Raw genomic sequence first — 22972 nt, 5'->3', positions numbered from 1 at the left:
CATGACGGTGCTGCACGCGATCATCCTGAACTGGCGCACGCCCGACATGACCCTGCGCTCGGCCGAGGCGCTGGTGGCGGCGATGGCGGGCATCGACGGCGCCATCACCATCGTCGACAACGACAGCGGCGACGGCTCCGAAGACGCCATCGCCCGCGGCATCGCCGAACGCGGCTGGGACCGGGTGCGGCTGCTGCAATCGGGCCGCAACGGCGGTTTCGGGGCGGGCAACAACCACGCGATCCGGGCCGGGCTGCCGGATGGGCGGCGGCCGGATTTCGTCTATCTGCTGAACTCGGACGCGTTTCCGGCCCCGGATGCGGTGCGGGCGCTGCTGGACCACATGCTGGCGCATCCGCGGACCGGCATGGCCGGCAGCTATATCCACGGCCCCGACGGCGACCCCCACACCGCCTGTTTCCGCTTTCCCTCTGTCGCGTCCGAATTCGAGGGCGCGGCCGTCACCGGCCCGATCACCAGGCTGCTGCACCGCCATGTGGTGCCGCGGCCGATCCCCGACCAGCCTACGCGCATGGACTGGGTGGCGGGCGCAAGCCTGATGATGCGGCAGGACCTGCTGGACGAGATCGGCATCTTCGACGAGGAGTTCTTCCTCTATTTCGAGGAAACCGACCTGTGCCTGCGCGCCGCCCGCGCCGGCTGGCAGACCGATTTCGTGCCCGCCAGCCGGGTGATGCATATCGGCTCGGTCTCGACGGGGATGAAGACCTGGGCGCGGACGCCCGACTACTGGTTCGATAGCCGCCGCCATTACTGGCGCAAGAACCACGGGCAGCTGCGCTATCTTGCCGCGACCGGCGCGGTGGTCGCCGGGTCCATGATTGCCCGGCTGCGCGGACGTCGGGCTGCGGCCCCGGGGTTCACCCGCCAGCTGCTCGCCCATATGCTGACCGGCCCCCGGCCAGCCCCTTAGTCACATCGTTAGAGGTTTGCCATGTCCGTTTCGGCGCTTTTCATCGGTAACGAATCGCTTCTGGTCCAGTGCGCCGAGCATTGGCTGGGGCGCGGCCTGACCATCGCCGCGGTGGCCACGCGCAACCCCGACATCGCCCGCTGGGCCGAAGGGCGCGGCATTCCCCTGCGCGCGCAGGATGATCTGCGCAGCCCCGAGGGGCTGGACTACGACTGGCTGCTGAGCGTGGCGAACCTGTCGATCATCCCGCAGCCGCTGCTGGACGGCGCGCGGCGCGGCGCGGTGAACTTTCACGACGGGCCGCTGCCGCGCCACGCCGGGCTGAACGCCCCCGCCTGGGCGATCCTGGGGGCCGAGCCGCGCCACGGCATCACCTGGCACCTGATCGAGGGCGGCATCGATGAGGGCGACATCCTGGTCTCGCGCGAGTTCGAGATCGCCCCGGACGACACCACCCTGACCCTGAACGCCCGCGCGTGGGAGGCTGCGGTGGACAGCTTCCCCGAGCTGGCCGAGGCGCTGCTTACCGGCGCGCCCGCGCGGCGCCCGCAGGACCTGTCGCTGCGCAGCTATCACCCCCGCGACAAGCGGCCCGCGGCTGGCGGCCGGCTGGGCTTCGACCGCCCGGCGGCCGAGGTGGCGCGGCTGGTCCGCGCGCTCGACCACGGCGATTTCGCCAACCCGCTGGCGTTGCCCAAGCTGTGGGTGCGGGGGCGGCTGCTTTCCGTCCGCACCGCCGCGCTGGCCGAGGGTGCCGGCGCGCCCGGCACGGTGCTGGCCGCCGATGACACCGGCCTGACCGTCGCCTGCGCCAGCGGCGCCGTGCGCCTGTCGGGGCTGCGCGAGATGGACGGGACCGAGGTCGCCGCCGCGGACGCGGCGCAGCTGGGCGAGGTGCTGGCCACCGCCCCCGCCGACGAGGTCGCGCGGATCGACGTCGCCATCGCCGCCGTCGCCGGGGGCGAGGGGGCGTTCCGCCGCGCGCTGACCGCTGAACCCGCCGCGCTGCCCTTTGCGCAGCCGGGGCAGGGCGCCGCCGACTGGCAGGAGTTCCCGCTGGGCACCGCCGCGACCCCGGCGGCGCTGGCGCTATGGGCCGCGCAGCTGGCGGGGCGCGAGCGTGTTTATCTGGCCTTTGCCGATGGCAATGCGCCGCGGCTGCCGGGGTATCTGTCGGGCTGGGCGCCGCTGCCGCTGACGGGCACTGGCCCGCTGGACCGTATCGCCGCTGATGCCGAACAGGGGTTCCAGCGCGCCCGCCGCTGGCCCGAGTTCGCCGTGGACCTGCCGCTGCGCGACCCCGCCATCGGGGCCGCGCCGATCCCCGCCATCGGCTGGTCCGACGCGAACCGCCCCGTCCCCGGCACCGTTCTGACCGTGACCGCCGACGGGCGGCTGCTGGCGGACCTGTCCCGCATCGACCGGATGGGCGCGCAACTGCTGGCCGCGCGGCTGGCGCATTTCACCGCTGCGGTTGCCGCGGCCGCCAGCGACGCCGATGCCGCCACCATCCCGACGATGCCCGAGGCCGAACGCCAGCTGCTGCTGACCGGCCTGAACGGCACCGCCTGCGCCGTCCCCGACCACTCGATCCACCGCGCGTTCGAGGCTCAGGCCGCCCGCACCCCCGGCGGCGCCGCGCTGACGCATGAGGACAGCACCCTGACCTATGCGCAGTTGAACGCCCGCGCCAACCGGCTGGCGCATCTGCTGCGGCAGATGGGGGTGGGGCCGGGCACGGTGGTCGGGCTGAACCTGCGCCGCTCGCCGCTGTTGCTGGTGGGGGCGCTGGGGATCCTCAAGGCCGGCGGCGCCTATCTGCCGCTGGACCCCGCCTATCCCGCCGACCGCATCGCGCTGTATGTGGAAGATTCCGGCGCCCCGGTCATCATCACCGAAACCGCGCTGCAACCCGCGCTGCCCGACAGCGAGGCCGAACTGCTGGTGCTGGATGCCGAGCCGCGGCTGGCGGCGATGCCTGAATCCAACCCCGAGGGCGGCGCCGCGCCCGAGGATCTGGCCTATCTGATCTACACCTCGGGCTCGACCGGCCGCCCCAAGGGGGTGATGCTGGAACACCGCAACGCGGCGAATTTCTTTGCCGGCATGGACCAGCGCATCCCTGACAGCGACGGGCGGGTGTGGCTGGCGGTGACCTCGCTTTCCTTCGACATCTCGGTGCTGGAACTGTTCTGGACGCTGGCCCGCGGCTATCAGGTGGTGCTGATGGGCGAGGAAGAACGCGCGCTCGTCTCTGCCGGCAGCCGCATCAGCGCCCGCAAGATGGATTTCAGCCTGTTCTACTGGGGCAACGACGATGGCGTCGGGCGGCAGAAATACCGGGTGCTGCTGGAAGGGGCGAAATTCGCCGACCAGCACGGGTTCTGCGCCGTCTGGACGCCGGAAAGGCATTTCCACGCCTTTGGCGGCCCCTATCCGAACCCCTCGGTCACCGGGGCGGCGGTTGCGGCGGTCACGACCAACCTTGAGGTCCGCGCCGGGTCCTGCGTGGCGCCGCTGCACCATCCGATTCGCATTGCCGAGGAATGGGCGGTCATCGACAACCTGACCAACGGGCGCACGGCGCTGGGCATCGCCTCGGGCTGGCACCCTGAGGATTTCGTGCTGCGCCCGGAAAACGGCCCGCCGAACAACAAGGCGGCGATGTTCGACACCATCGACAAGCTGCGGCGCCTGTGGCGGGGCGAGGCGGTGCCGTTTCCGCTGAACGACGGGCGCATGGTCGATGTGGTGACGCAGCCGCGCCCGGTCAGACGCGAGTTGTCGCTGTGGGTGACCACCGCCGGCAACCCCGCCACCTGGCGCGAGGCCGGCGAAATCGGCGCCAACGTGCTGACCCACCTGCTGGGCCAGTCGGTCGAAGAGGTCGGCGAAAAGATCGCGATCTATCACGACGCGCTGCGCAAATCCGGCCGCGATCCGGCGGATTTCAAGGTCACGCTGATGCTGCACAGCTATATCTGCCACGACCGCGAGGTGGCGCGCGAACGCGCGCGCGGCCCGATGAAGGATTACCTGAGATCGGCCGCGGCGCTGGTCAAGCAATACGCCTGGGCCTTTCCCGCCTTCAAGAAGCCGCAGGGCGTGACCAACCCCATGGACATCGACCTGCGCAGCCTGGACGCCGAGGAAACCGAGGCGATCCTCGATTTCGCCTTCCAGCGCTATTTCGAGGATTCGGGCCTGTTCGGCACCGTCGAGGACGGGCTGGCGCGGGTCGAACAGCTCAAGCGTATCGGCGTGGACGAGATTGCCTGTCTGATCGACTATGGCCTGCCGTGCGAGACGGTGCTGGAAGGGTTGGCCCCGCTGGCCGAGATCCTGCGCCGCAGCAATGAGGCGCCGGAACTGGCCGAGGGCGACTGGTCGATCGCCGCGCAGATCACCCGTCACCGCGCCACGCATATGCAATGCACTCCCTCGATGGCGCGGATGATCGCGATGAACGACGACGCCCGCGCCGCCATGGGCGGGCTGCGCCATCTGGTGCTGGGGGGCGAGGCGCTGCCGGCCTCGCTGGTGGGTGACCTGACCCGCGCCGGCGCGCGCCGGATCACCAACATGTATGGCCCGACCGAGACCACGATCTGGTCCACCACCGCCCCCGCCGGGGTCGCGGACCCGGTGGTCAGCATCGGCACCCCCATCGCCAACACCCAGTGCTATGTGCTGGACGCGGACGGCCAGCCCGTTCCGCTGGGGGCCGAGGGCGAGCTGTGGATCGGCGGCGAGGGCGTGGCCCGCGGCTATTGGCAGCGCCCCGACCTGACCGAGGACCGGTTCCGCCCCAATCCCTTCGCTCCCGGCCGCATCTACGGCACCGGCGATCTGGTGCGCTGGCGTCCCGACGGACAGGGCGGCGCGAAGCTCGAGTTCCTGGGCCGCGCCGACCATCAGGTCAAGCTGCGCGGCTATCGCATCGAGCTGGGCGAGATCGAGGCCGCCGCCGAGGACTGCGCCGGCGTCCGCCAGGCGGTGGTGATCTGCCGCGAGATGGCCCCGGGCGACCTGCGGTTGATCGCCTATCTGACTGGCGACCACCAGCTGTCCACCGATGCGGTCAAGCGCCATCTGGCCGAGCGCCTGCCCCCGCATATGATCCCCGCGCATTTCGTGCGGCTGGCCGAGTTCCCGCTGACCCCCAACCGCAAGGTGGACCGCAAGGCGCTGCCCGACGTGGTGGAAAGCGCCGATGCGGTGGCCGAGGATTTCGTGGCGCCCTCGGACGGGATCGAGGCGACCATCGCCGCGGTCTGGGCGCGGGTGCTGAACCGGCCGCGGATCGGCTCGCGCGACAATTTCTTTGCGCTGGGCGGGCATTCGCTGCTGGCGGTGCAGGCGCACCGGGAAATCCGGGCGGCGCTGGGCGGGGGCGTGCGGCTGTCGATCACCGACATCTTCCGCTTTCCGACGCTGGAATCGCTGGCCGCGCATCTGTCGGGCGGCGCGGTGGACGACAGCGCCCGCAAGGAGGCCGAGGCCGCCGAGGAAACCGCCCGCGCCGATGCCATCGCGCGGCGCCGCGCGCTGCGGGCGCAGCGCGATGGCGGCTGAGGCCGTCCTGACCGGGACAAGCGCCGCCCGCACGGTGGCGGCGCTGTTTCCCCCGGGCATCGGCGTCGGCGCCTGTGTGGTGGGGCAGGGCGGGCCGCTGCTGGGGGCCGAGGGCGCCGCCATGGCGCGCGCGGTCCCGGCCCGGCAGGCCGAGTTCGCCGCCGGCCGCCACGCCGCGCGGCAGGCGATGGCACGGCTGGGCCTGCCCGCAAGTCCGATCCCGATGGGCGAGGACCGTGCCCCGATCTGGCCCGCAGGCGTCACCGGCAGCATCACCCACCACGGCTGGCTGGCGCTGGCGGTGGCCGCGCGCGCTGGGGCGCTGGCGCTGGGGCTGGACGTCGAACCCGACGAGGAACTGCCCGGCGATCTGCTGCCGCTGATCTTTCCCGATCCGGCGGAACAGCGCCTGCTGGCGGCCTCGCCCCAGCCGCTGCGCCGCGCGCGCGAAGGCTTCGCCGCCAAGGAGGCCGCCTATAAATGCCAGTTCCCCCGCAGCCGCCAACTGCTGGAGTTCACCGGCCTGCGGCTGGACGCACTGACGGCGGATGCGGCGACCCTGCGCTTTACCCGCGCCGTGCCGCCCTATCCGGCAGGCGCGGTGCTGCCGGTGCGGTTGGCGCGGGCCGGGGGGCTGGTCATCGCGGCCTGTGCGGATCCTCGGCCCGATCCCGCGGGGGCGGCAGATGCGTCAGGATGATCCGGCTGCGATGCGCAAACGCGGTCTCGTCGTCGTGGCCGTGGGCGGCCTTGGCGGTCGCCGTGATCATCCGCGCCAGCGTTGCGCGGTGACGGTGCAGCAGGGCAAGCTCCTGCGCCAGCAGGTCCGGCCGCCCGTCGGGGACCAGCGCCCCGGCGCCGTTGTCCGCGATCAGCGACTGCTGGAACGGCCCCTCATAGCCGATCAGCGGCGCGCCCGAGACCAGCGCCTCGATCAGCACCCGCGGCGATTCCGGGGTGCGGTGGCAGAACAGCAGCGCATCGGCATCCCGCAGCGCCGCCAGCACCGCCGCCCGGTCGGAAAGGAACCCCGGCGCCGTCACCTGCCCGGCCAGCGGGCCTTGGGCGATGCGGGCGCGCAGCGCCTCGATCTGTTCGCCCCCGCCGATCCAGCTGGCGCGCAGATCGACGCCGGCCTGCGCGGCAAGCTCCAGCGCCTCGATCCAGTCGAGCGGGCCTTTCATCGGATCAGCGCGGCCGACATAGACCAGCCGCAGCGGCCCGCCCGCGCCTGCGCGCGCGGCCTTTGCGGCCAGCGCCTTGGCCGGGATCAGGTCGGCGGCGCGGACATGGATGTCGTGGACCAGATGCGGATCGCGGCTGAAGCGCGCGTAATGGTCGAAGGTTGCCTGCCCGTGGAACAGCCCCAGCGTCGCGCGCCGCACCGCGCGCCGTTCCAGCGCCGCCATCGGGCGCCAGATCAGCTGCGCCTTGAGCCGGCGCCGCAGCCGCGGGGCGCCCACGGCCTCCATCCGTGTGACCTCGGATTCCACGCGGTCGGTCCAGACGGCATGGGGGCGGCCCATGCGACAGGCCTCGGCGCAGGCCAGCGCGCCCCAGTCGCCGACCAGCCCGCCGATTGCAAAGGACAGGTAGTCCGCGCGCGCGATCTCGTCGCGGATCAGCTGCCGCACGGCGGGGCGGGCGCGCAGGAACCGGCCCAGCGTCCAGGCCTGTGGCACCGGCAGCAGCCGGATGCGCTCCAGCGCCGGGCCGACCCGCTCGACCGGCACCCAGCTGGCCGGGGCAGGGGCGTCGGAAACCGGCATGATCGCCGTCACCTGCGCGAAATGCGCCGCCCACAGCCGCAGGCCGTTGCAGGCTTGGTCCTCAAGCAGAAGCTGCGCGCCGTCCCGGTGCAGCGGCACCGGCGCATAGATCAGCAGGCTTGCGTCGGCTGGTTCTGGCATTCGCGGCCTACTCCTGCATATTCTGGGGAAACAGCGTCTTGAACAGGAAACCGCACATGACCGCCCAAGGCAACCATGGTTAGCCGCCGGCAGGGATTGCTGGGGGCCGCGGGGGTGCTGGCTGCGGGCGCGGCCGCGGCGCTGGGCTGGCGCCGGCAGCGCCGCGCCGGGCCGCCGATGCCCGAGCCGTTGCCGCCTGAGGATTATCGCGCCGCGCAGCCCCGGCTGGCGCCGCCGGTGCCGCCGGTGAATGTCTACCACCTGGGCCACAGTCTGGTCGGGCGCGACATGCCGGCGCTGGCCACCGCGCTAGCGGGGCCCTTGGGCGGGCAGGATCACGCGGTGCAGCTGGGCTGGGGCGCCTCGCTGATGCAGCACTGGCAGGGCGACGCCGCCGTGCCCGGGTTCGAGCGCGAGAACGCGCATCCGCATTTCCGCCCGGTGCGGCAGGCGCTGGAAACGGGCTGGGCCGATGTGCTGGTGCTGACCGAGATGGTCGAATTGCGCGATGCGATCCGCTGGCACCACTCGGCGCATTACCTGGCGCAATGGGCGCTGCTGGCGCGGCAGGCCCGCCCAGACCTGCGCATCTATCTTTACGAAAGCTGGCACCAGCTGACCGACCCCGAGGGCTGGCTGGAACGTATCGACCGCGACCTGCCCGAACTGTGGGAACAGCAGATCCTGCGCCGCGCGCTGGCGGTGCCGGGGGTGGGGCCGATCCACCTGATCCCCGGCGGGCAGGCGATGGCCGCCGTCGCCCGCGCCGCCGAGGCGGGGCAGATCCCCGGCGTCACCTCGCGCGAGCAGCTGTTCGCCCGCGACGATGCGGGCGCGCTGGACCCGATCCATTTCAGCGATCTGGGCGCGCTGGTGGTGGCGCTGACGCATGTGGCGGTGATCCACCAGCGCCTGCCCGAGCCGGCCCCGGCGCCGCTGACCGCCGCCGACGGCCGCCCGATCGACGTCGCGCCCGACACCCTGGCTGCGCTGCACCGGATCGTCGCGGCCACCATCCGCCGCTTTCCGCAAACCGGGGTTCCGACATGATGCTGCGCCTTGTCCTTGCCCTGCTGGCGTTCCTGGCCCCGGCTGCGGTGCTTTCCGCCCCGCAGACCGTGCTGCGCGACGACATCGGCTTTGGGCTCGAGGGGATTTCCGACTGGACGGCAGAGCAGCCGTTCCTGGACCTGATGAAGACCGCGCGGCCCTGGATCGGCCATCTGCCCGACCAATGGGGCGGCTGGGACCATCAGCGGCTGCGGGCCGAGGGGTTTCTGGACGAAAACGGCTGGCTGAAGGCGCTGCCCGCGGAGGTGACCGGCGTGTCCACGCTGGTGCTGACCGACCTGCCCGAGGGCGCCGCTGACACCGCCGGCCGCTATGAGCTGCGCTGGGACGGCCGCGGCGCGCTGTCGGTCGAGGGCCGCGTGTCGCGGCTGGACCTGCGCCCCACCCTTGCGCGGTTCGATTTCACCCCCGGCGAGGGGATGGTGGTGCTGACCATCCGCAAGACCGACCCCGCCGACCCGATCCGCAACCTGCGGCTGGTGCGCGAGGATCGCCGCGCGCTGCTGGAATCGGGCGAGATCTTCAACCCCGATTTTCTGGCGCGGATCGAGGGCGCGCGCAGCATCCGCTTCATGGACTGGATGGCGACGAACGACGCCACCCTGGTCGAGGCCGCCGACCGCCCCCGCATCGACGACTATGCCTGGACGGTGAAGGGCGTCCCGGTCGAGGTGATGGTGGAGCTGGCCAACCGTATCAAGGCCGACCCCTGGTTCACCATGCCGCACACCGGCTCGGACGGGCTGGCGCGCGAGTATGCGGCGATCGTGGCGCGCGATCTCGACCCCGGGCTGCGCGCGCATGTCGAGTTCTCGAACGAGATCTGGAACTGGCAGTTCCAGCAGGCGCAATGGGCCGACGACCACGCGCAGGAACGCTGGGGCATCCGCGATGCCTGGGTGCAATACGGCGCCGTGCGCGCGGCCGAGGTCGCGGCGATCTGGACCGAGGAGTTCGGCGATTCCGCCCCCCAGCGGCTGGTGCGCGTCATCGCCACCCAGACCGGCTGGCTGGGGCTGGAAGACGACATCCTCAACGCACCGCGGGCCCGGCAGGTGGAACGCACGCTGCGGCCGCCGGTGGAAAGCTTCGACGCCTATGCAGTGACCGGGTATTTCGGCCATGGCTTCGGCAGCGAGGAGTTCCGCCCGGTCTGGCAGCAATGGCTGGCTGGCGCGGGCGGCGACATGGCGGCGGTCTTCCCGCAGGCGGCGCAGGCGCTGCTGGAGGATCCGCGCACCGATTCCCTGGACCGGCTGCTGACCGAGATCCTGCCCCATCATCGCAAGATCGCCGATCAATACGGGCTGAAGCTGCTGATGTACGAGGGCGGCACCCATGTGGTCGGGCAGGGCCCGGTGGTCGACGACGAACAGGCGACCGGGTTCTTTCTGGCGCTGAACTACTCGGACGAGATGGCGGGGCTGTATCGCAGGCTGATCGACGGCTGGGCGGAACTGGGCGACGGCCCGTTCATGGCGTTTGTCGACGTGTCCGCGCCGTCGAAATGGGGCAGCTGGGGCGCGCTGCGGCATCTGTCCGACGACAACCCGCGCTGGCAGGCGCTGCGCCGGGCGGCGGACGAGTGATCCTGTCGGTCATCATCCCCGCTAGCAACGAGGAACGCTGGCTCGGCGCCTGCCTCTCGGCGCTGATCGCCTCGGACCCGGTGGCGGGTGGGGCGGAAATCATCGTCGCGGCGAACGGCTGCCGCGACCGCACCGCCGATGTGGCGCGCGCGGCGATCCCGGCCGCCGCCGCCGCGGGTTGGCAACTGACGGTGATCGAGCGGGCCGAGGGCGGCAAGCCCGCCGCGCTGAACCATGCCGACCGCGTGGCGCGGGGGGAAATCCGCGCCTATCTGGACGCCGACGTGATCGTTTCACCCCCGCTGCTGGCGGCGCTGGCGCGGGGGCTTATGGCGCGCGAGGGCGCGGCCTATGGTTCGGGGCGGCCGCGGGTGACGGCGCAGTCCCGGCTCAGCCGCGCCTATGCGCGGTTCTGGTCGCGGCTGCCCTTTGCCCGCAGCACCGCGCCGGGCTTCGGGCTGTTCGCGGTCAACCGCGCCGGCCGCGCCCGCTGGGGCGAGTTCCCGGCGATCATTTCCGACGACAGCTATGTGCGGATGCTGTTCCAGCCGTCCGAGCGGATCGAGGTCGCCGCCCCCTACGACTGGCCGATGACCGAGGGTTTCGCGGCGCTGGTCCGCGTCCGCCGCCGCCAGGACGCCGGCGTGGCCGAGATCGCCGCCCGCTGGCCCGAGCTGCTGGCGAATGAGGGCAAGCCGCGGCTGGGCGCGGGCGGGGTGCTGCGGCTGGCGGCCGCCGATCCCGCGGGGTTCGCGGCCTATGCGGCGGTGTCGCTGGCCGTCCGCATGGGGCGGGACAGCGGCACCTGGGCAAGGGGACGACAATGACCGCGCGTATCGCCTATCTGCTGAACACCTATCCGCAGCCCAGCGTCACCTTTATCCGCCGAGAGATCGCGGCGCTGGAGCGGCAGGGGGTAAAGATCCACCGCTTTGCCATGCGCTCGGACCGCGCCGGGCTGAAGGACGCGGCCGATCTGGCGGAACATGAGCGCACCGAGTTCGTGCTGAAGGCGGGCGCCCCGCGGCTGCTGGCCGACATGGGCGCGCGGCTGCTGGCCGAGCCGCGGCGGTTCCTGTCGGCGGCCAGGCTGGCGCTGCGCATGGGCCGGCGGCACCCGCAGGGGCGGCTGCGGCATCTGATCTATCTGGCCGAGGCCGCGCATGTCGCCGCCCGCGCCCGCGCGCTGGGGATCACCCATCTGCACGCGCATTTCGGCACCAACGCGGCGGCAGTGGCGGCGCTGGTCCGGGCGATGGGCGGGCCCGGCTACAGCTTCACCGTCCACGGCCCCGAGGAGTTCGACGCTCCGCGGGCGCTGAGCCTGGCCGACAAGATCGCCGGCGCCCGCTTCGTCGCGGCGATTTCCCAGCACGGGCGCAGCCAGCTGTTCCGCTGGGCGCGGCTGGGCGATTGGGACAAGCTGCGGGTGATCCATTGCGGCATCGCCCCCGCGGCCTTTGCAGAGCTGCCCGACCCGCCGCCGCTGGCGGGACGGCCGGTGCATCTGGTCAACATCGGCCGCTTTGCCGAGCAAAAGGGGCAGATCCTGCTGCCCGCGGCGCTGGCGCAGGCGGTGGATCAGGGCGCGGATGTGCGGCTGACGCTGGTCGGCGACGGCGCGCTGCGCCCGCAGATCGAGGCCGCGATCACCGCCACCGGCATGGGCGGGCGCATCCGGCTGGCCGGCTGGCTGGACGACCGCGGCGTGCGCGAGGCGCTGGCCCAGGCCGACGCGCTGATCCTGCCCAGCTTCGCCGAGGGCCTGCCCGTGGTCGCGATGGAGGCGATGGCCGCCGGCCGTCCGGTGATTTCCACCTGGATCGCCGGCACGCCGGAACTGGTGCGCGACGGGCGCGACGGGCTGCTGGTGCCCGCGGGCGACATCGACGCGCTGGCGGGCGCCATCGCCCGCTTCTGCGCCCTGCCCGAGGACCAGCGGCTGGCGATGGGCCGCAGCGCAAGGGCGCGGGTGGCCGGGGCGCATGACATCGACCTGATCGCCGCCGATCTTGCCGCCGCCTTTGCGGAAACCTCCGGGGCGTGATTGCCGCGGCCGGGGTGGGACGGAAGCGCCGCCCCGCCCGGTTTCACGCTACCCCAGCGCCCGCACCAGCCCCAGGGTGATGCCGGGAAACGCCACCAGCAGCACGATGCGCAGCAGGTCCGAAATCAGGAACGGCATGACCCCGCGGAAGCTGTCCCACATCGGCACGTCGCGGGCCAGGCCGTTGATGACGAACACGTTCATCCCGACCGGCGGGGTGATCAGCCCGACCTCGACCACCACCACGGCAAGGATGCCGAACCAGATCAGCGTCTCTTCGCGGCCCATGCCGAAATCCAGCCCGGCGATGATCGGGTAGAAGATCGGGATGGTCAGCAGCAGCATGGACATGGAATCCATCACGCAGCCCATCGCCAGATACAGCAGCAGGATCGCCGCCAGCACCATCAGCGGCGACAGCCCCGCCTCGACGATCATCTGCGAGGCGAGCGTGGGCGTCTGCGTGGCCGACAGGAAGGCGTTGAACATCTCGGCCCCCAGCATGATCAGGAAGATCATCCCCGAGGTCCGCGCCGTGCCCAGGATGCACTGCACCACCCCGCGCAGCCGCATCCCGCCCTTGACCACCGCCAGCACGAAGGCGCCGAAGGCGCCGACCGCCGCGCCCTCGGTGGGGGTGAACCAGCCGCGATACATGCCGACGATCACCACGCCGAAGATCAGGATGATCGACCAGGTTTCCTGCAGCGACTCCAGCCGCTCGGACCAGCTGGCGCGGGGGCCGGCGGGGCCGGCCTCGGGGCGGCGGCGCACGAAGATGGCGACCGCCAGCATGTAGCCCAGTGCCGCGATCACCCCCGGCACCATGGCGGCGACGAACATCTTGGCGATGCTCTGTTCCGCCATCAGCGCGTAAAGCACCAGGATGACCGAAGGCGGGATCAGGATCCCCAGCGTGCCCCCCGCCGCCAGCGAGCCGGTGGCGAGCGCGCCGGAATAGTTGTAGCGCCGCATCTCGGGCAGGGCGACCTGCCCCATGGTGGCGGCGGTGGCCAGCGACGAGCCGCAGATCGCCCCGAAGGCCGCGCAGCCCCCGATCGAGGCCATGGCCAGCCCGCCGCGCAGATGCCCCATGAAGGCCGCGGCGGCGCGGTAGAGCGCCCGGCTCATCCCGGCGTGGGTGGCGAACTCGCCCATCAGCACGAACAGCGGGATCACCGACAGCGAATAGGTGGAGAACTGGTAATAGGTGTTGGTCTTGAGAAAGGCGAGCAGCGGCATCCAGCCGCTGACCAGCCCATAGCCCACGATGCCGGTGGTCAGCATCGCCACCGCAATCGGAATGCGGATGGCCATCAGCGCCAGCAGCACCGCGAAACCCGTCAGCCCGGCGGCGATCCCGGTCATGCGGCGGCCTTTCTGACATGGCCCAGCAGGGTGAACAGGGTGGTCACGATCAGCAGCGCCATGGCCGGCATGGCGATGACGAAGCTCCACCAGATCGGGATGCGCAGCACCATGGTCTGCTCGCCGTAGGCGTGGAAATCCACCGCCCCGTGCCACAGCCGCCAGGTCAGCAGCGCCCCGATCGCCAGATACACCAGGTCCCCCAGCGCCTCGAGCGCATGGTTGACCCGCGGCCCCGCCTTCATGGTGAAGAAATCCACCAGCACGTTGCCGCCGACGATCTGGCACCAGGGCAGAAAGCAGAACACGGTGATGGCGGAAAGCACCTCGACCAGCTCGAAATCGCCGGGGATCGGCCAGCCCAGGACCGAGCGTAGCGTGACGCTGGTGACGGTCATCAGCATCATCGCCAGCAGGGCGGTGCCGCCGATGGTGGCGAACCAGCGGCACAGGGTGACCAGCCAGCCGGGCACCGGCACCGGATGGGCATGTTCGGTCAGGGGTTCGGCTTTGGTCATCTCGCCCTCGCGGTCCCTTATTCGGCCTGCGCCGCGGCCAGCATGGCGTGCGCGTCGTCCAGCATCGCCTGCCCGTCCAGCCCGCGCCCGTCCATCGCCTTGACCCAGCCGTCAACCACCGGCTGCACCGCCTCGCGCCAGTCGCCCAGCTGGTCGGCCGGGATCACGTTGATCTGCGCGCCGGCGTCCAGGTATTTCTGCCGTTCCTCGGCCTCGACCCGGTCGAACGCCTCGCCCGCCAGCGCGGCCAGCGCCGCGCCGCTGTTGTCGTCGATCACCTTCTTCAGGTCGTCGGGCAAGGCGTCGTATTTCGCCCGGTTCATCACCAGCGCCATCACGGCGGTGGACATGCCGCCGTTCTCGACGCCAATTTCCGTGTGGGCCTTGGTAATCTCCTCGACCCGCAGCGAGCCGACGACTTCCCACGGGATCTGGGCGCCGTCGATAACGCCGGTGGTCAGCGCCTGCGCGACCTCGGGAACCGGCATCCCGACCGCGGTGGCCCCCAGCGCGTTCAGCGCGTCGGTCATCGCGCGCGAGGGGGCGCGGATCTTCTTGCCCCTGAGATCGGCCAGCGAGGCGATGGGGTCGCTGCGCATGTGGAACTTGTAGCCCGCCGGCGCGTGCAGCAGCAGCGGTTTGACCTGCGCCAGTTCTTCGCCCAGGTATTTCGCCTGGAACTGCTGCAGCGCGGCGGTGGTCTGGGCGGCGGTGCCGGACATGAACGGCAGCTCGAACACCTCGGCGATGGGGAAGCGGCCGGGGGTGTAGCCCAGCAGCGTCCACGAGATGTCCACGATGCCGTCGCGCGCCTGGTCGAACAGCTGCGGCGGCTTGCCGCCCAGCTGCATCGAGGGGAACAGCTGCACGTCGATGCGGCCGCCCGACTGTTCCTCGACGGTCTTTTCCCAGGGAATCAGCACCTCGGTATGCATCGGCGCCTCGGCCGACAGGAAGTGGTGGACGCGCAGCGTCACCTCGGCGGCGGATGCCGCGCCGCCCAGCGACAGCGAGGCGATGGCCGACAGGATCAGGGTTTTCATGGTTTCCTCCCGTTTGGTTCGTTCAGTCCGGTGTTGCGGCGCGGGCCTGGTCGGGCGCGGCGCCGGTCAGGTTTTCGGGGCGCAGCGCCTCGGCCCAGTCGCGGCCGGGGACAAGCTGCGCCAACGCCTCGGCCAGCGTCGCGGCCTTGCCGTCGTCGAGCTGCGCCAGCGCCTGCGCGACGATGGCCAGCGCCCGGTCGCGCGGCATGGCCCGGGCCAGCAGGAAGCCCGCGGCCTCGGCCGCCATCCGGCCGCGGTCGGCGGCGAAGCTGGCGGCGATGCGGTCGGGGCGCGGCGCCAGCGTGCCCGCCAACGCGCAGCCGATGCGCAACGCGGCGGCGGTGCGTTCCAGCATCGCGGGCAGCAGCATCCATTCCAGCCCCAGCGCGCTGCCGTCGCGTTCCTGCGCGTGGATCATCGCCTGATGCATCCCGGCCAGATCGCCCGCATTCAGCCGCGCCAGCGTCACCAGCGCCTCGGCCGCGACCGGGTTCTGTTTCTGCGGCATGGTGGACGAGCCGCCCCCGTCCCCGGCCGAAACCTCGGCGATCTCGCTTTGCCCCAGCTGGATCAGGTCGAGGCCCATCTTGCCCAGGCCCCCCGTGACTAGCGACAGCCAGCCTGCCAGTTCTGCGATGCCGTCGCGGGCAGCGTGCCAAGGGCCGCCCGGCACGCCCAGCCCCAGTGCCGCCGCCATCGCGGCGCGTAGCGCCTTGCCTTGGCCGGCCAGCGCGGCTTCCGTCCCCGCCGCGCCGTGCAGCGACACCAGCAGCAGCCGCGGGCGCAGCTGCACCAGCCGCTGGCGGTTGCGTGCCGCCATCCCCTGCCAGACCGCGATCTTGGCGCCCAGCGTGGTCGGCGCGGCAAGCTGGTGGCGGGTGCGCGCGGGAATCGGCAGTTCCGCATGGTCGGCGGCCTTTTGCGCCAGCAACGCCGCCAGCTGCCCCAGCCGCGCGTCCAGCAGGTCCAGCGCCTGCACCAGTTGCAGCGCCAGCGCGGTGTCCTGGATATCTTGCGAGGTGGCGCCGTAATGGGCGAAGCCCCCGGCCTCGCCCGCCGCGGATTTCAGCGCCGCGATCACCGGCTGCGCGGGGATGCCCGCCACCGCCACCGCCGCAGAAAGCTCTGCCGGGTCGGGGTTGAGGGTCGCGGCCGCCTGCGCGATCGCCGCGGCCGCCGCGGCCGGGATCACCTCCAGATCGGCCTGCGCGCGCGCGAGCGCCACCTCGACCCGCAGCATGGCGGCAATGGCGGACCGATCCGACAGGACCGCCGCCATCTCCGCATCGCCGTAAAGCTGCCCCCGCAGCGTGCCCGTGGTCATTGTGGCATCCGCAGCCCGAGGATCTGCCGCGCCTGCTGCCAGCTGGCGACCGGGCGGCCGTATTTCCCGCACAGTTCGACCGCACGGGCCACCAGCGCCGCGTTCGAGGGAGCCAGCCGCGTCCGGTCCAGCCGCACGTTGTCTTCCAGCCCGGTGCGCGCGTGCCCGCCCGAGGCAATCGCCCATTCGTTCAGCACGATCTGGTTCGGCCCGATCCCGGCCGCGCACCAGGGCGCATCCGCGCCGAACAGCCGCTTCACCGTGTGGATGTAATAGTCGAACACATCGCGGTCGGCGGGCATGGCGTTTTTCACCCCCATCACGAACTGGACATAGGGGGTGCCCGCCAGCCGCCCGTCCTCGGCCATGAGCTTCGCCTGCAGGATATGGGACAGATCGAAGGCCTCGATTTCCGGCTTGACCCCGTGTTCCAGCATCTGCCCGGCCAGCCAGTCCACCAGATCCGGCGGGTTTTCATAGACCCGCGTCGGGAAGTTGTTGGACCCGACCGACAGCGAGGCCATGTCGGGCCGCAGCGGCAGCATCCCCCCTCGCGCCTGTCCCGCACCCGAGCGTCCGCCGGTCGACAGCTGCACGATCATACCGGGGCAATGTTTCTCCAGCCCCTCTTTCAGCGCGGCGAAGCGGTCGGGGTCGCTGGTTGGGCGGCCCTGATCGTCGCGGACGTGGCAATGGGCGATCGAGGCCCCGGCCTCGAACGCCTCATGCGTCGATTCGATCTGCTCGGCCACGGTGATCGGCACCGCCGGGTTGTCGGCCTTGGTCGGCAGGCTGCCGGTGATGGCGACGCAGATGATGCAGGGCTTGCCGGGCAGCTCAGACATCGAAGAACACCGTCTCGTCCTCGCCCTGCAGGCGGATGTCGAAGCGATAGACCGGGGTGCCGTCGCGGACCGTGCGCCTGGCGATCAGCGTGGCGCGGCGGCGTTCCCATTCGATCAGGTTCAGCACCGGATCGGCGGTATTGGCCGCGGCCTCGTCGTCGAAATACATCCTTGTGTTCAGGCCGATGTTGATGCCGCGGGCGACGATCCACAGGTTCAGGTGCGGCGCCATCGGCACGTTGTCTTCCTGCGCGCGGCCCTGCCAGTCGGGATGGCTGTCGCGCACCCGCTGGGCCACGCCCGATTCCATGCGGCCCCGCGCCCGCACCGGCCCGGGCTTCACCGTGTCGAAACCCCATTCGCCGGTCTCGAAATCGGTGATCACCCGGCCCCAGCCGCGAAACCCGTCCTCGACCTCGCCGCCGCCCTCGGGGTGGGCGTAGATGCCGGCGGCATTGGCCTGCCAGACCTCGATCAGCACGTCCTTGACCGGGCTGCCGGTGCCGTCGATCACCAGCCCCTCGACCCGGATGCGCTCGCCCGCCGCATTCGGCCCGGCGATGTCCCAGCCCAGTTCCCGGTCGAAGATCCGGAAGCCGGCGGCCCCCGGCGCCAGCCCGATATGGACATAGGGGCCGGCGGTCTGCGAGGCGGTTTCCGGCAGGTATTGCGGGCGGTTGGCCCGCGCGTCGACGATCTTCATCAGTTCCCCTCCAGCCGGTTTTCGAACATGGTGGAGCGGCGCCCGCGCAGCACGATGTCGAAACGATAGGCGATGCTGTCCAGCGGCACCCCGGCGTTCATGTCCAGCTTGGCGGTCAGCCGGTCGATGGCGTCGGGGTCGGGGATGGTCTGCACGATGGGGCAGATCGGGATCAGGGGATCGCCCTCGAAATACAGCTGGGTGATCAGCCGCTGGCAGAAGGCATGGCCGAAGACCGAGACATGGATATGCGCCGGCCGCCAGTTGTTGACCCAGTTGCGCCAGGGATAGGCGCCGGGCTTGATGGTGCGGAAGAAATAATAGCCGTTGTCGTCGGTGATGGTGCGCCCGCAGCCGCCGAAATTGGGGTCGATCGGGGCCAGGTAGCTGTCCTTCTTGTGGCGATAGCGGCCGCCGGCATTGGCCTGCCACACCTCGACCAGCGTGTTCGGCACGGGGCGGGCGTTCTCGTCCAGCACCCGGCCATGGACGATGATGCGTTCCCCGATCGGGTCGCCGTCCTTGGCGTAGTTCTTGATCAGGTCGTTGTCGATCGGGCTGATGTCGCCGTGGCCAAAGGTCGGGCCGGTGATTTCCGACATCGAGCCCTGCAGGCTGATCAGGCTGAGGCGCGGGCTGCGCGCGACCGAGGTCTTGTAGTCGGGGGTCAGCGCCGGCGGGTGCAGTCGCCGGTCGCGCTGGTAATATTCGGCGGGGGTCATGGGGTCTCCTCCTGCTCCATCTCGGCGTAGGTATCGCGGGCGATCTTCAGCGCGTGGTTGGCCCTGGGCACGCCGCAATAGATCGCGACATGCTGGAACGCCTCGAGCACGTCGCGTTTGCTGGCGCCGGTGCGGGCGGTGGCACGGATGTGCATGGGGATCTCCTCCCAATTGCCCATGGCGGCCAGCAGCGCCAGCGTCAGCATCGAGCGCTCGCGCCGCGCAATCCCGTCCGAGGCCCAGACCGTGCCCCAAGCCGACAGGGTGATCAATTCCTGAAACGGGCGGTCGAAATCCGAAGCCGCCGCCTCGGCGCGGTCCACATGCGCGTCGCCCAGCACTTCGCGGCGCACCTGCATCCCGGTCGCATGACGGTCAGACATGGCCGATGTCCCTGAAAAAGCGGTTAAGAATGGCGGCATGGGCGGCGGGCGCCTCCACGCACGGAATATGCGCGGCCCCTGGGATCAGGTCGAAGCGCGCGCCGGGGATCAGCGCGGCGGTGGCCTGCACCAGATCCGGCGGGGTCGAGCCGTCCAGCCCGCCCGCGATCACCTGCACCGGCAGGGCCAGCGCCCGGGCGGCGTCGGTCAGGTCGGCCCCGGCAATGGCCTGGCAGCAGGCGACATAGCCCTGCTGCGGCTGGCGGGACAGCATCCGCGCCCAGACCGCATCGCGACCCAAAGCGCGGAAGGCGGGCGAGAACCAGCGCTCCATCGTGGGGGCGGCGATGCTGGCCAGCCCGTCCTTGCGGATCGCCGCGATCCTTGTGTTCCACATCGCCGCATCGCCAATTCTGGCGGCCGAGTTCGAGACGACCAGCCCCGCCAGCAGCCCGGGATGGCGGGCGGCCAGCGACAGGCCGATCAGCCCGCCGATGGACAGGCCCACGAACACCACCCGGCGCAGACCCAGCGCCGCAATCAGCGCCGCGGCGTCGTCCGCCAGCGTCCCGATGCTGTAGGGGCCGGGGGTTTCCTCGGACAGGCCGTGGCCGCGCTTGTCATAGCGCACCAGCCGCAGCCCCGGCGCCAGATGCCGGATCAGCGCGTCCCAGACCCGCAGGTCGGTGCCCAGAGAGTTGGCAAACACCACCGCCGGGCCGGTGTCCGGCCCCGACACCGCGACATGCAGCTCTGCCCCGTTTGCCTGGATCGTCTGCATCAGTACGGCAACCCCACGTAGTTTTCGGCAAACGCGCGCTGCTGCGATTCGTTGTCGCGCAGGAACGCGATGTCGGCCTTTTGCATCTTGAGGTCGAACGGGCTCTGGTCGGGATAGCGGTGCAGCAGGCCGCTGAACCACCAGCTGAACCGCTCGGCCTTCCACACCCGCAGCAGCGCCTTTTCGGAATAGCGGTCCAGCCCCTCGCTGTCGCCGTCGTGGTAATGCTGCACCAGCCCGTGATACAGATACTGCACGTCGCTGGCGGCGGTGTTCAGCCCTTTGGCGCCGGTCGGCGGCACGATGTGGGCGGCGTCGCCGCACAGGAACAGCCGCCCCCAGCGCATCGGCTCGGTCACGAACGACCGCAGGGGGGCGATGGATTTCTCGATCGAGGGGCCGGTGACCAGACGCTCGGCCACATCCGCGGGCAGGCGGCGGCGCAATTCGTCCCAGAATGCCGCGTCGGTCCAGTCGCTGGTGTGGTCCGACAGTGCGCATTGGATGTAATAGCGCGACAGATTGGCATTGCGCATCGAACACAGCGCAAAGCCGCGGTCGGAACTGGCGTAGATCAGCTCGTCATGCACCGGGGGCGTTTCCGACAGGATGCCCAGCCAGCCGAAGGGATAGGTCTTTTCGTATTCGCGCCGCACGTCCAGCGGGATGGTCTGGCGGCTGATGCCGTGGAACCCGTCGCAGCCGGCGATGAAATCGCAGTCGATGCGGTGGCTTTGCCCTGCGCGCGTGTAGGTCACATGCGGGCGGTCGCTGTCGGCGTCATGGATCACCACGTCGTCGACCTGAAAGATGGTCTGCGCGCCTGCGGCCTCGCGCGCGTCGTAAAGATCGCGCGTCACCTCGGTCTGGCCATAGACCACCACCGGGGTGCCGGTCAGTTGCTTGAAGTCGATGTGGAACATGCCGCCGTCCCAGGCGATCTGGGTGCCGTCGTGGACATAGCCCTCGCGGTGCAGGCGGTCGGCGACGCCGGCTTCCTCCATCAGGCGCACGAGGCCGGTTTCCAGCACCCCGGCGCGGATGCGGCCCAGCACATAGTCGCGGGTCTTGCGCTCCAGCACCACCGCCTCAATGCCCTTGCGGTGCAAAAGCTGCCCCAGCAGCAGCCCGGACGGCCCGCCCCCGATGATGACGACTTGTGTACGCATGACTGCTCCCCCCTTGCCTGTGCAGCTTGACCTGTCGCGCGGTGCAAATAAAATGAATAATACGCTGGGTTGATTATCGGAATTGGTAAGTATTGGACCGCAGGATCCGCCTTCGCCATATCCAGGCCTTTGCCGAGATCGTCCGGCAGGGCAGTCTCAAGCGCGCGGCCGAGGTGCTGTACCTGACCCAGCCCGCGATTTCCCGCACCATCGCCGAGCTGGAGGAGATCGTCGGCGCAAGGCTGCTGAGCCGCAGCCGCCGCGGCGTGTCGCTGACCCCGCAGGGCGAGTTCTTCCACGGCCACGCCCTGAATGCGCTGGGGGCGCTGACCCAGGGGCTGGCTGGAATCGGCGGCCAGGCCGACCCGGGGCTGGCGCTGCTGGTGGGGGCGCTGCCCTCGGTCTCGGCGCGGCTGATGCCGGATGTGGTGGCCGAGCTGCAGCGCGTCGCGCCGCATCTGCGGCTGAGCATCGCCGACGGCGGCCACGGGCATCTGACCACGCTGCTGCGCGCGGGCGACCTGGACGTGGTGATCGGCCGGCTGGGCGCGCCCGAGACCATGCAGGGGTTGAGCTTCACCCAGCTTTACCTTGAGGATGTGGCGGTGGTGGTGCGCCCCGGGCATCCGATCCTTGACGATCCCGACCTGCGCCGCATCGCCGAGTTCCCGGTGCTTTACCCGCCCCGGACCGCCGCGATCCATCCGCTGGTCGAGCGGCTGCTGCTGTCCCGCGGCATCGCACCACCGCCCCGGCGGATCGAGACCGTCTCGGGCGCCTTCGGCCGCGTCCATGTGCGGCAAAGCGATGCGGTGTGGTTCATCTCGGCCGGGGTGGTCGCGCGCGAGATCGCCGACGGCCGGCTGGTGCGGCTGCCGCTGGATACCGAACTGACCAAGGGCCCGGTGGGGCTGATGACCCGCGCCAGCCAGCCCGAGACCAGCGCGCAGCTGCTGTTCCGACAGGCGGTGATGCGGGTGGTGGCGCCGGGGTTCGTCGGTCCCTCGGCCTAGGGATCACGGCCAATCCGCAAAGGAGGTGGTGGCGGGGCGCGAGGCCGTGCTCTGGTTGCGGACCTGCTGGCGATAGGCCGAGGGCGACAGCCCGCTGTTGCGCTTGAAGAAATGGCTGAACTCGGCGCTGTCGTGAAAGCCCAGCAGATGCGCGATCTGCTGGACCGAGCGGCCCGATCGCTCCAGCCAGTCCGCCGCCTCGCGCATCATCCGCCGGTGCACCAGCTGCAGCGGCGAGCGTTGCAGGTTGCGCCGGCAGATCCGGTGCAGGCGGTCATAGCTGACCCCCAGCAGCCCGGCATAGTCGCGGACCCCCAGCCGGCTGCGGAAATGCAGCTCGACCAGCCGCCGGAACGCCTGCAGCACGTGGATTTCGTTGCCGCGGCCGACAAGCCCGGGCTGGATGTCGCTGCCGCGCCAGATGTCCAGCAGGATCAGCCGCAGACAGGCCAGCACCGCCATCTGCGCCCCGACAGCGCCGCGCGACAGCTCGTCCCCGATCCGCTCGGCCAGCAGGAACGGGTCGGGGGCGGTTGCCTCGGACAGGCCCGGCGCGATCAGCAGCTGCGTGCCGATGGGGACGAGAAACTCGGATTCCGCCCGCACCCCCACCGCCGCGGCCCACATCGAGGGCGCCATCCCCAGCAGCCAGCCGCCGCAGCCGGGACCAAGCTGCAACAGCAGTGATTCGCCCGGCGGCAGGATCGCGGCGGCGGGCCCCTCGATCTGGCGGGCGGACTCGGCCGTCTCGATGCCGATTTCGCCGTGGTCCAGCAGCAACAGATGGGTGAAGGGCGCGTAGCTGCCGCGCCCGGGGCGAATCGCCGTGCGGCGCAGTGCCGCAGGCAGCGGCTCGGCCCGGACCAGCTGGTCCAGCCGGGCGGAAGCAGGGTTTTGGGGCGCAATCATGCCAGAAACTCACAATTAACTGCCATGAAACGACATTACGCGACGCCGGGCAACCATGTAGCGTTCAT

General features: G+C 70.9%; 20 protein-coding genes. 8 read left to right on the top strand and 12 right to left on the bottom strand.

All coding sequences use genetic code 11. The features are described 5' to 3' along the window. The first annotated feature begins 1 nt into the window (after window position 1). Genes RSP45_RS09455 through RSP45_RS09445 form a run of 3 tightly spaced genes read left to right on the top strand, consistent with a single transcriptional unit; the run spans window position 2 to window position 6209 of the window. Entirely contained in the window at window positions 2-934 is a 933-nt protein-coding gene (locus tag RSP45_RS09455) for a glycosyltransferase family 2 protein (protein ID WP_415391728.1), read from the top strand. Window positions 935-955: 21 nt separating this feature from the next. Next, complete coding sequence (locus RSP45_RS09450) at window positions 956-5509, top strand: MupA/Atu3671 family FMN-dependent luciferase-like monooxygenase (RefSeq protein WP_415391727.1); 4554 nt, start codon at window positions 956-958, stop codon at window positions 5507-5509. Next, entirely contained in the window at window positions 5499-6209 is a 711-nt protein-coding gene (locus RSP45_RS09445; protein WP_415391726.1) for a 4'-phosphopantetheinyl transferase family protein, read from the top strand. Before RSP45_RS09450 ends, RSP45_RS09445 begins: the two co-directional genes overlap by 11 nt. Here RSP45_RS09445 and RSP45_RS09440 read toward each other — a convergent pair. Continuing rightward, window positions 6148-7419, bottom strand: a complete 1272-nt coding sequence (locus tag RSP45_RS09440; protein WP_415391725.1) for a glycosyltransferase — start codon at window positions 7417-7419, stop codon at window positions 6148-6150. The genes RSP45_RS09445 and RSP45_RS09440 overlap by 62 nt on opposite strands. A 75-nt stretch (window positions 7420-7494) precedes the next feature. Here RSP45_RS09440 and RSP45_RS09435 point away from each other — a divergent pair, with 75 nt between their 5' ends. From RSP45_RS09435 to RSP45_RS09420, 4 genes are read left to right on the top strand one after another with little or no spacing between them, the layout of a single operon-like run. Then, the gene (locus RSP45_RS09435) at window positions 7495-8469 is read left to right on the top strand and encodes a hypothetical protein (protein ID WP_415391724.1); all 975 of its coding nucleotides are present in this window, start codon (window positions 7495-7497) and stop codon (window positions 8467-8469) included. Further along, on the top strand, window positions 8466-10079 hold the full coding sequence (locus RSP45_RS09430) for a hypothetical protein (protein WP_415391723.1): 1614 nt from the start codon (window positions 8466-8468) through the stop codon (window positions 10077-10079). The genes RSP45_RS09435 and RSP45_RS09430 overlap by 4 nt, the downstream gene beginning before the upstream one ends. Continuing rightward, window positions 10076-10906, top strand: coding sequence for a glycosyltransferase (locus RSP45_RS09425; protein WP_415391722.1), 831 nt, complete (start codon window positions 10076-10078; stop codon window positions 10904-10906). Before RSP45_RS09430 ends, RSP45_RS09425 begins: the two co-directional genes overlap by 4 nt. Next, entirely contained in the window at window positions 10903-12126 is a 1224-nt protein-coding gene (locus RSP45_RS09420) for a glycosyltransferase (RefSeq protein WP_415391721.1), read from the top strand. Before RSP45_RS09425 ends, RSP45_RS09420 begins: the two co-directional genes overlap by 4 nt. A 48-nt stretch (window positions 12127-12174) precedes the next feature. Here RSP45_RS09420 and RSP45_RS09415 read toward each other — a convergent pair whose 3' ends face one another. The 10 genes from RSP45_RS09415 to pobA are packed head-to-tail and all read right to left on the bottom strand — an operon-like array spanning window position 12175 to window position 20982. Beyond that, window positions 12175-13494 (bottom strand): TRAP transporter large permease, encoded by a 1320-nt coding sequence (locus RSP45_RS09415; RefSeq protein WP_415391720.1) that lies wholly within the window; start codon window positions 13492-13494, stop codon window positions 12175-12177. Continuing rightward, window positions 13491-14012 (bottom strand): TRAP transporter small permease, encoded by a 522-nt coding sequence (locus RSP45_RS09410; RefSeq protein WP_415391719.1) that lies wholly within the window; start codon window positions 14010-14012, stop codon window positions 13491-13493. The genes RSP45_RS09415 and RSP45_RS09410 overlap by 4 nt, the downstream gene beginning before the upstream one ends. A 17-nt stretch (window positions 14013-14029) precedes the next feature. Continuing rightward, on the bottom strand, window positions 14030-15055 hold the full coding sequence (locus tag RSP45_RS09405; RefSeq protein ID WP_415391718.1) for a TRAP transporter substrate-binding protein: 1026 nt from the start codon (window positions 15053-15055) through the stop codon (window positions 14030-14032). A gap of 22 nt (window positions 15056-15077) precedes the next feature. Further along, window positions 15078-16379 carry a lyase family protein gene (locus tag RSP45_RS09400; protein WP_415391717.1) on the bottom strand — a complete coding sequence of 434 codons (1302 nt, stop codon included), beginning with the start codon at window positions 16377-16379 and terminating at the stop codon, window positions 15078-15080. Continuing rightward, window positions 16376-17224, bottom strand: coding sequence for a 3-keto-5-aminohexanoate cleavage protein (locus tag RSP45_RS09395; protein ID WP_415391716.1), 849 nt, complete (start codon window positions 17222-17224; stop codon window positions 16376-16378). The genes RSP45_RS09400 and RSP45_RS09395 overlap by 4 nt, the downstream gene beginning before the upstream one ends. Further along, window positions 17217-17927, bottom strand: coding sequence for a protocatechuate 3,4-dioxygenase subunit alpha (locus tag RSP45_RS09390; protein ID WP_415391715.1), 711 nt, complete (start codon window positions 17925-17927; stop codon window positions 17217-17219). The genes RSP45_RS09395 and RSP45_RS09390 overlap by 8 nt, the downstream gene beginning before the upstream one ends. After that, window positions 17927-18649, bottom strand: coding sequence for a protocatechuate 3,4-dioxygenase subunit beta (pcaH, locus tag RSP45_RS09385; RefSeq protein ID WP_415391714.1), 723 nt, complete (start codon window positions 18647-18649; stop codon window positions 17927-17929). The genes RSP45_RS09390 and pcaH overlap by 1 nt, the downstream gene beginning before the upstream one ends. Further along, the gene (gene pcaC, locus RSP45_RS09380; protein ID WP_415391713.1) at window positions 18646-19032 is read right to left on the bottom strand and encodes a 4-carboxymuconolactone decarboxylase; all 387 of its coding nucleotides are present in this window, start codon (window positions 19030-19032) and stop codon (window positions 18646-18648) included. The genes pcaH and pcaC overlap by 4 nt, the downstream gene beginning before the upstream one ends. Further along, complete coding sequence (gene pcaD, locus RSP45_RS09375) at window positions 19025-19813, bottom strand: 3-oxoadipate enol-lactonase (RefSeq protein ID WP_415391712.1); 789 nt, start codon at window positions 19811-19813, stop codon at window positions 19025-19027. Before pcaD ends, pcaC begins: the two co-directional genes overlap by 8 nt. Next, on the bottom strand, window positions 19813-20982 hold the full coding sequence (pobA, locus tag RSP45_RS09370) for a 4-hydroxybenzoate 3-monooxygenase (RefSeq protein ID WP_415391711.1): 1170 nt from the start codon (window positions 20980-20982) through the stop codon (window positions 19813-19815). The genes pcaD and pobA overlap by 1 nt, the downstream gene beginning before the upstream one ends. Before the next feature lie 92 nt (window positions 20983-21074). Between pobA and pcaQ the strand changes: the two genes are divergently transcribed. Beyond that, complete coding sequence (gene pcaQ, locus RSP45_RS09365; RefSeq protein WP_073068323.1) at window positions 21075-21995, top strand: pca operon transcription factor PcaQ; 921 nt, start codon at window positions 21075-21077, stop codon at window positions 21993-21995. Window positions 21996-21998: 3 nt separating this feature from the next. Here pcaQ and RSP45_RS09360 read toward each other — a convergent pair whose 3' ends face one another. Then, window positions 21999-22904: a helix-turn-helix transcriptional regulator gene (locus RSP45_RS09360; RefSeq protein WP_415391710.1), complete on the bottom strand. Its 906-nt coding sequence runs from the start codon at window positions 22902-22904 to the stop codon at window positions 21999-22001. Window positions 22905-22972: the final 68 nt, after the last annotated feature.

It is taken from the genome of Paracoccus sp. SJTW-4, from assembly GCF_047716885.1.
In the GTDB taxonomy this organism is placed as follows: domain Bacteria; phylum Pseudomonadota; class Alphaproteobacteria; order Rhodobacterales; family Rhodobacteraceae; genus Paracoccus; species Paracoccus solventivorans.
This window is presented reverse-complemented; position numbering and strand designations above follow the sequence as displayed.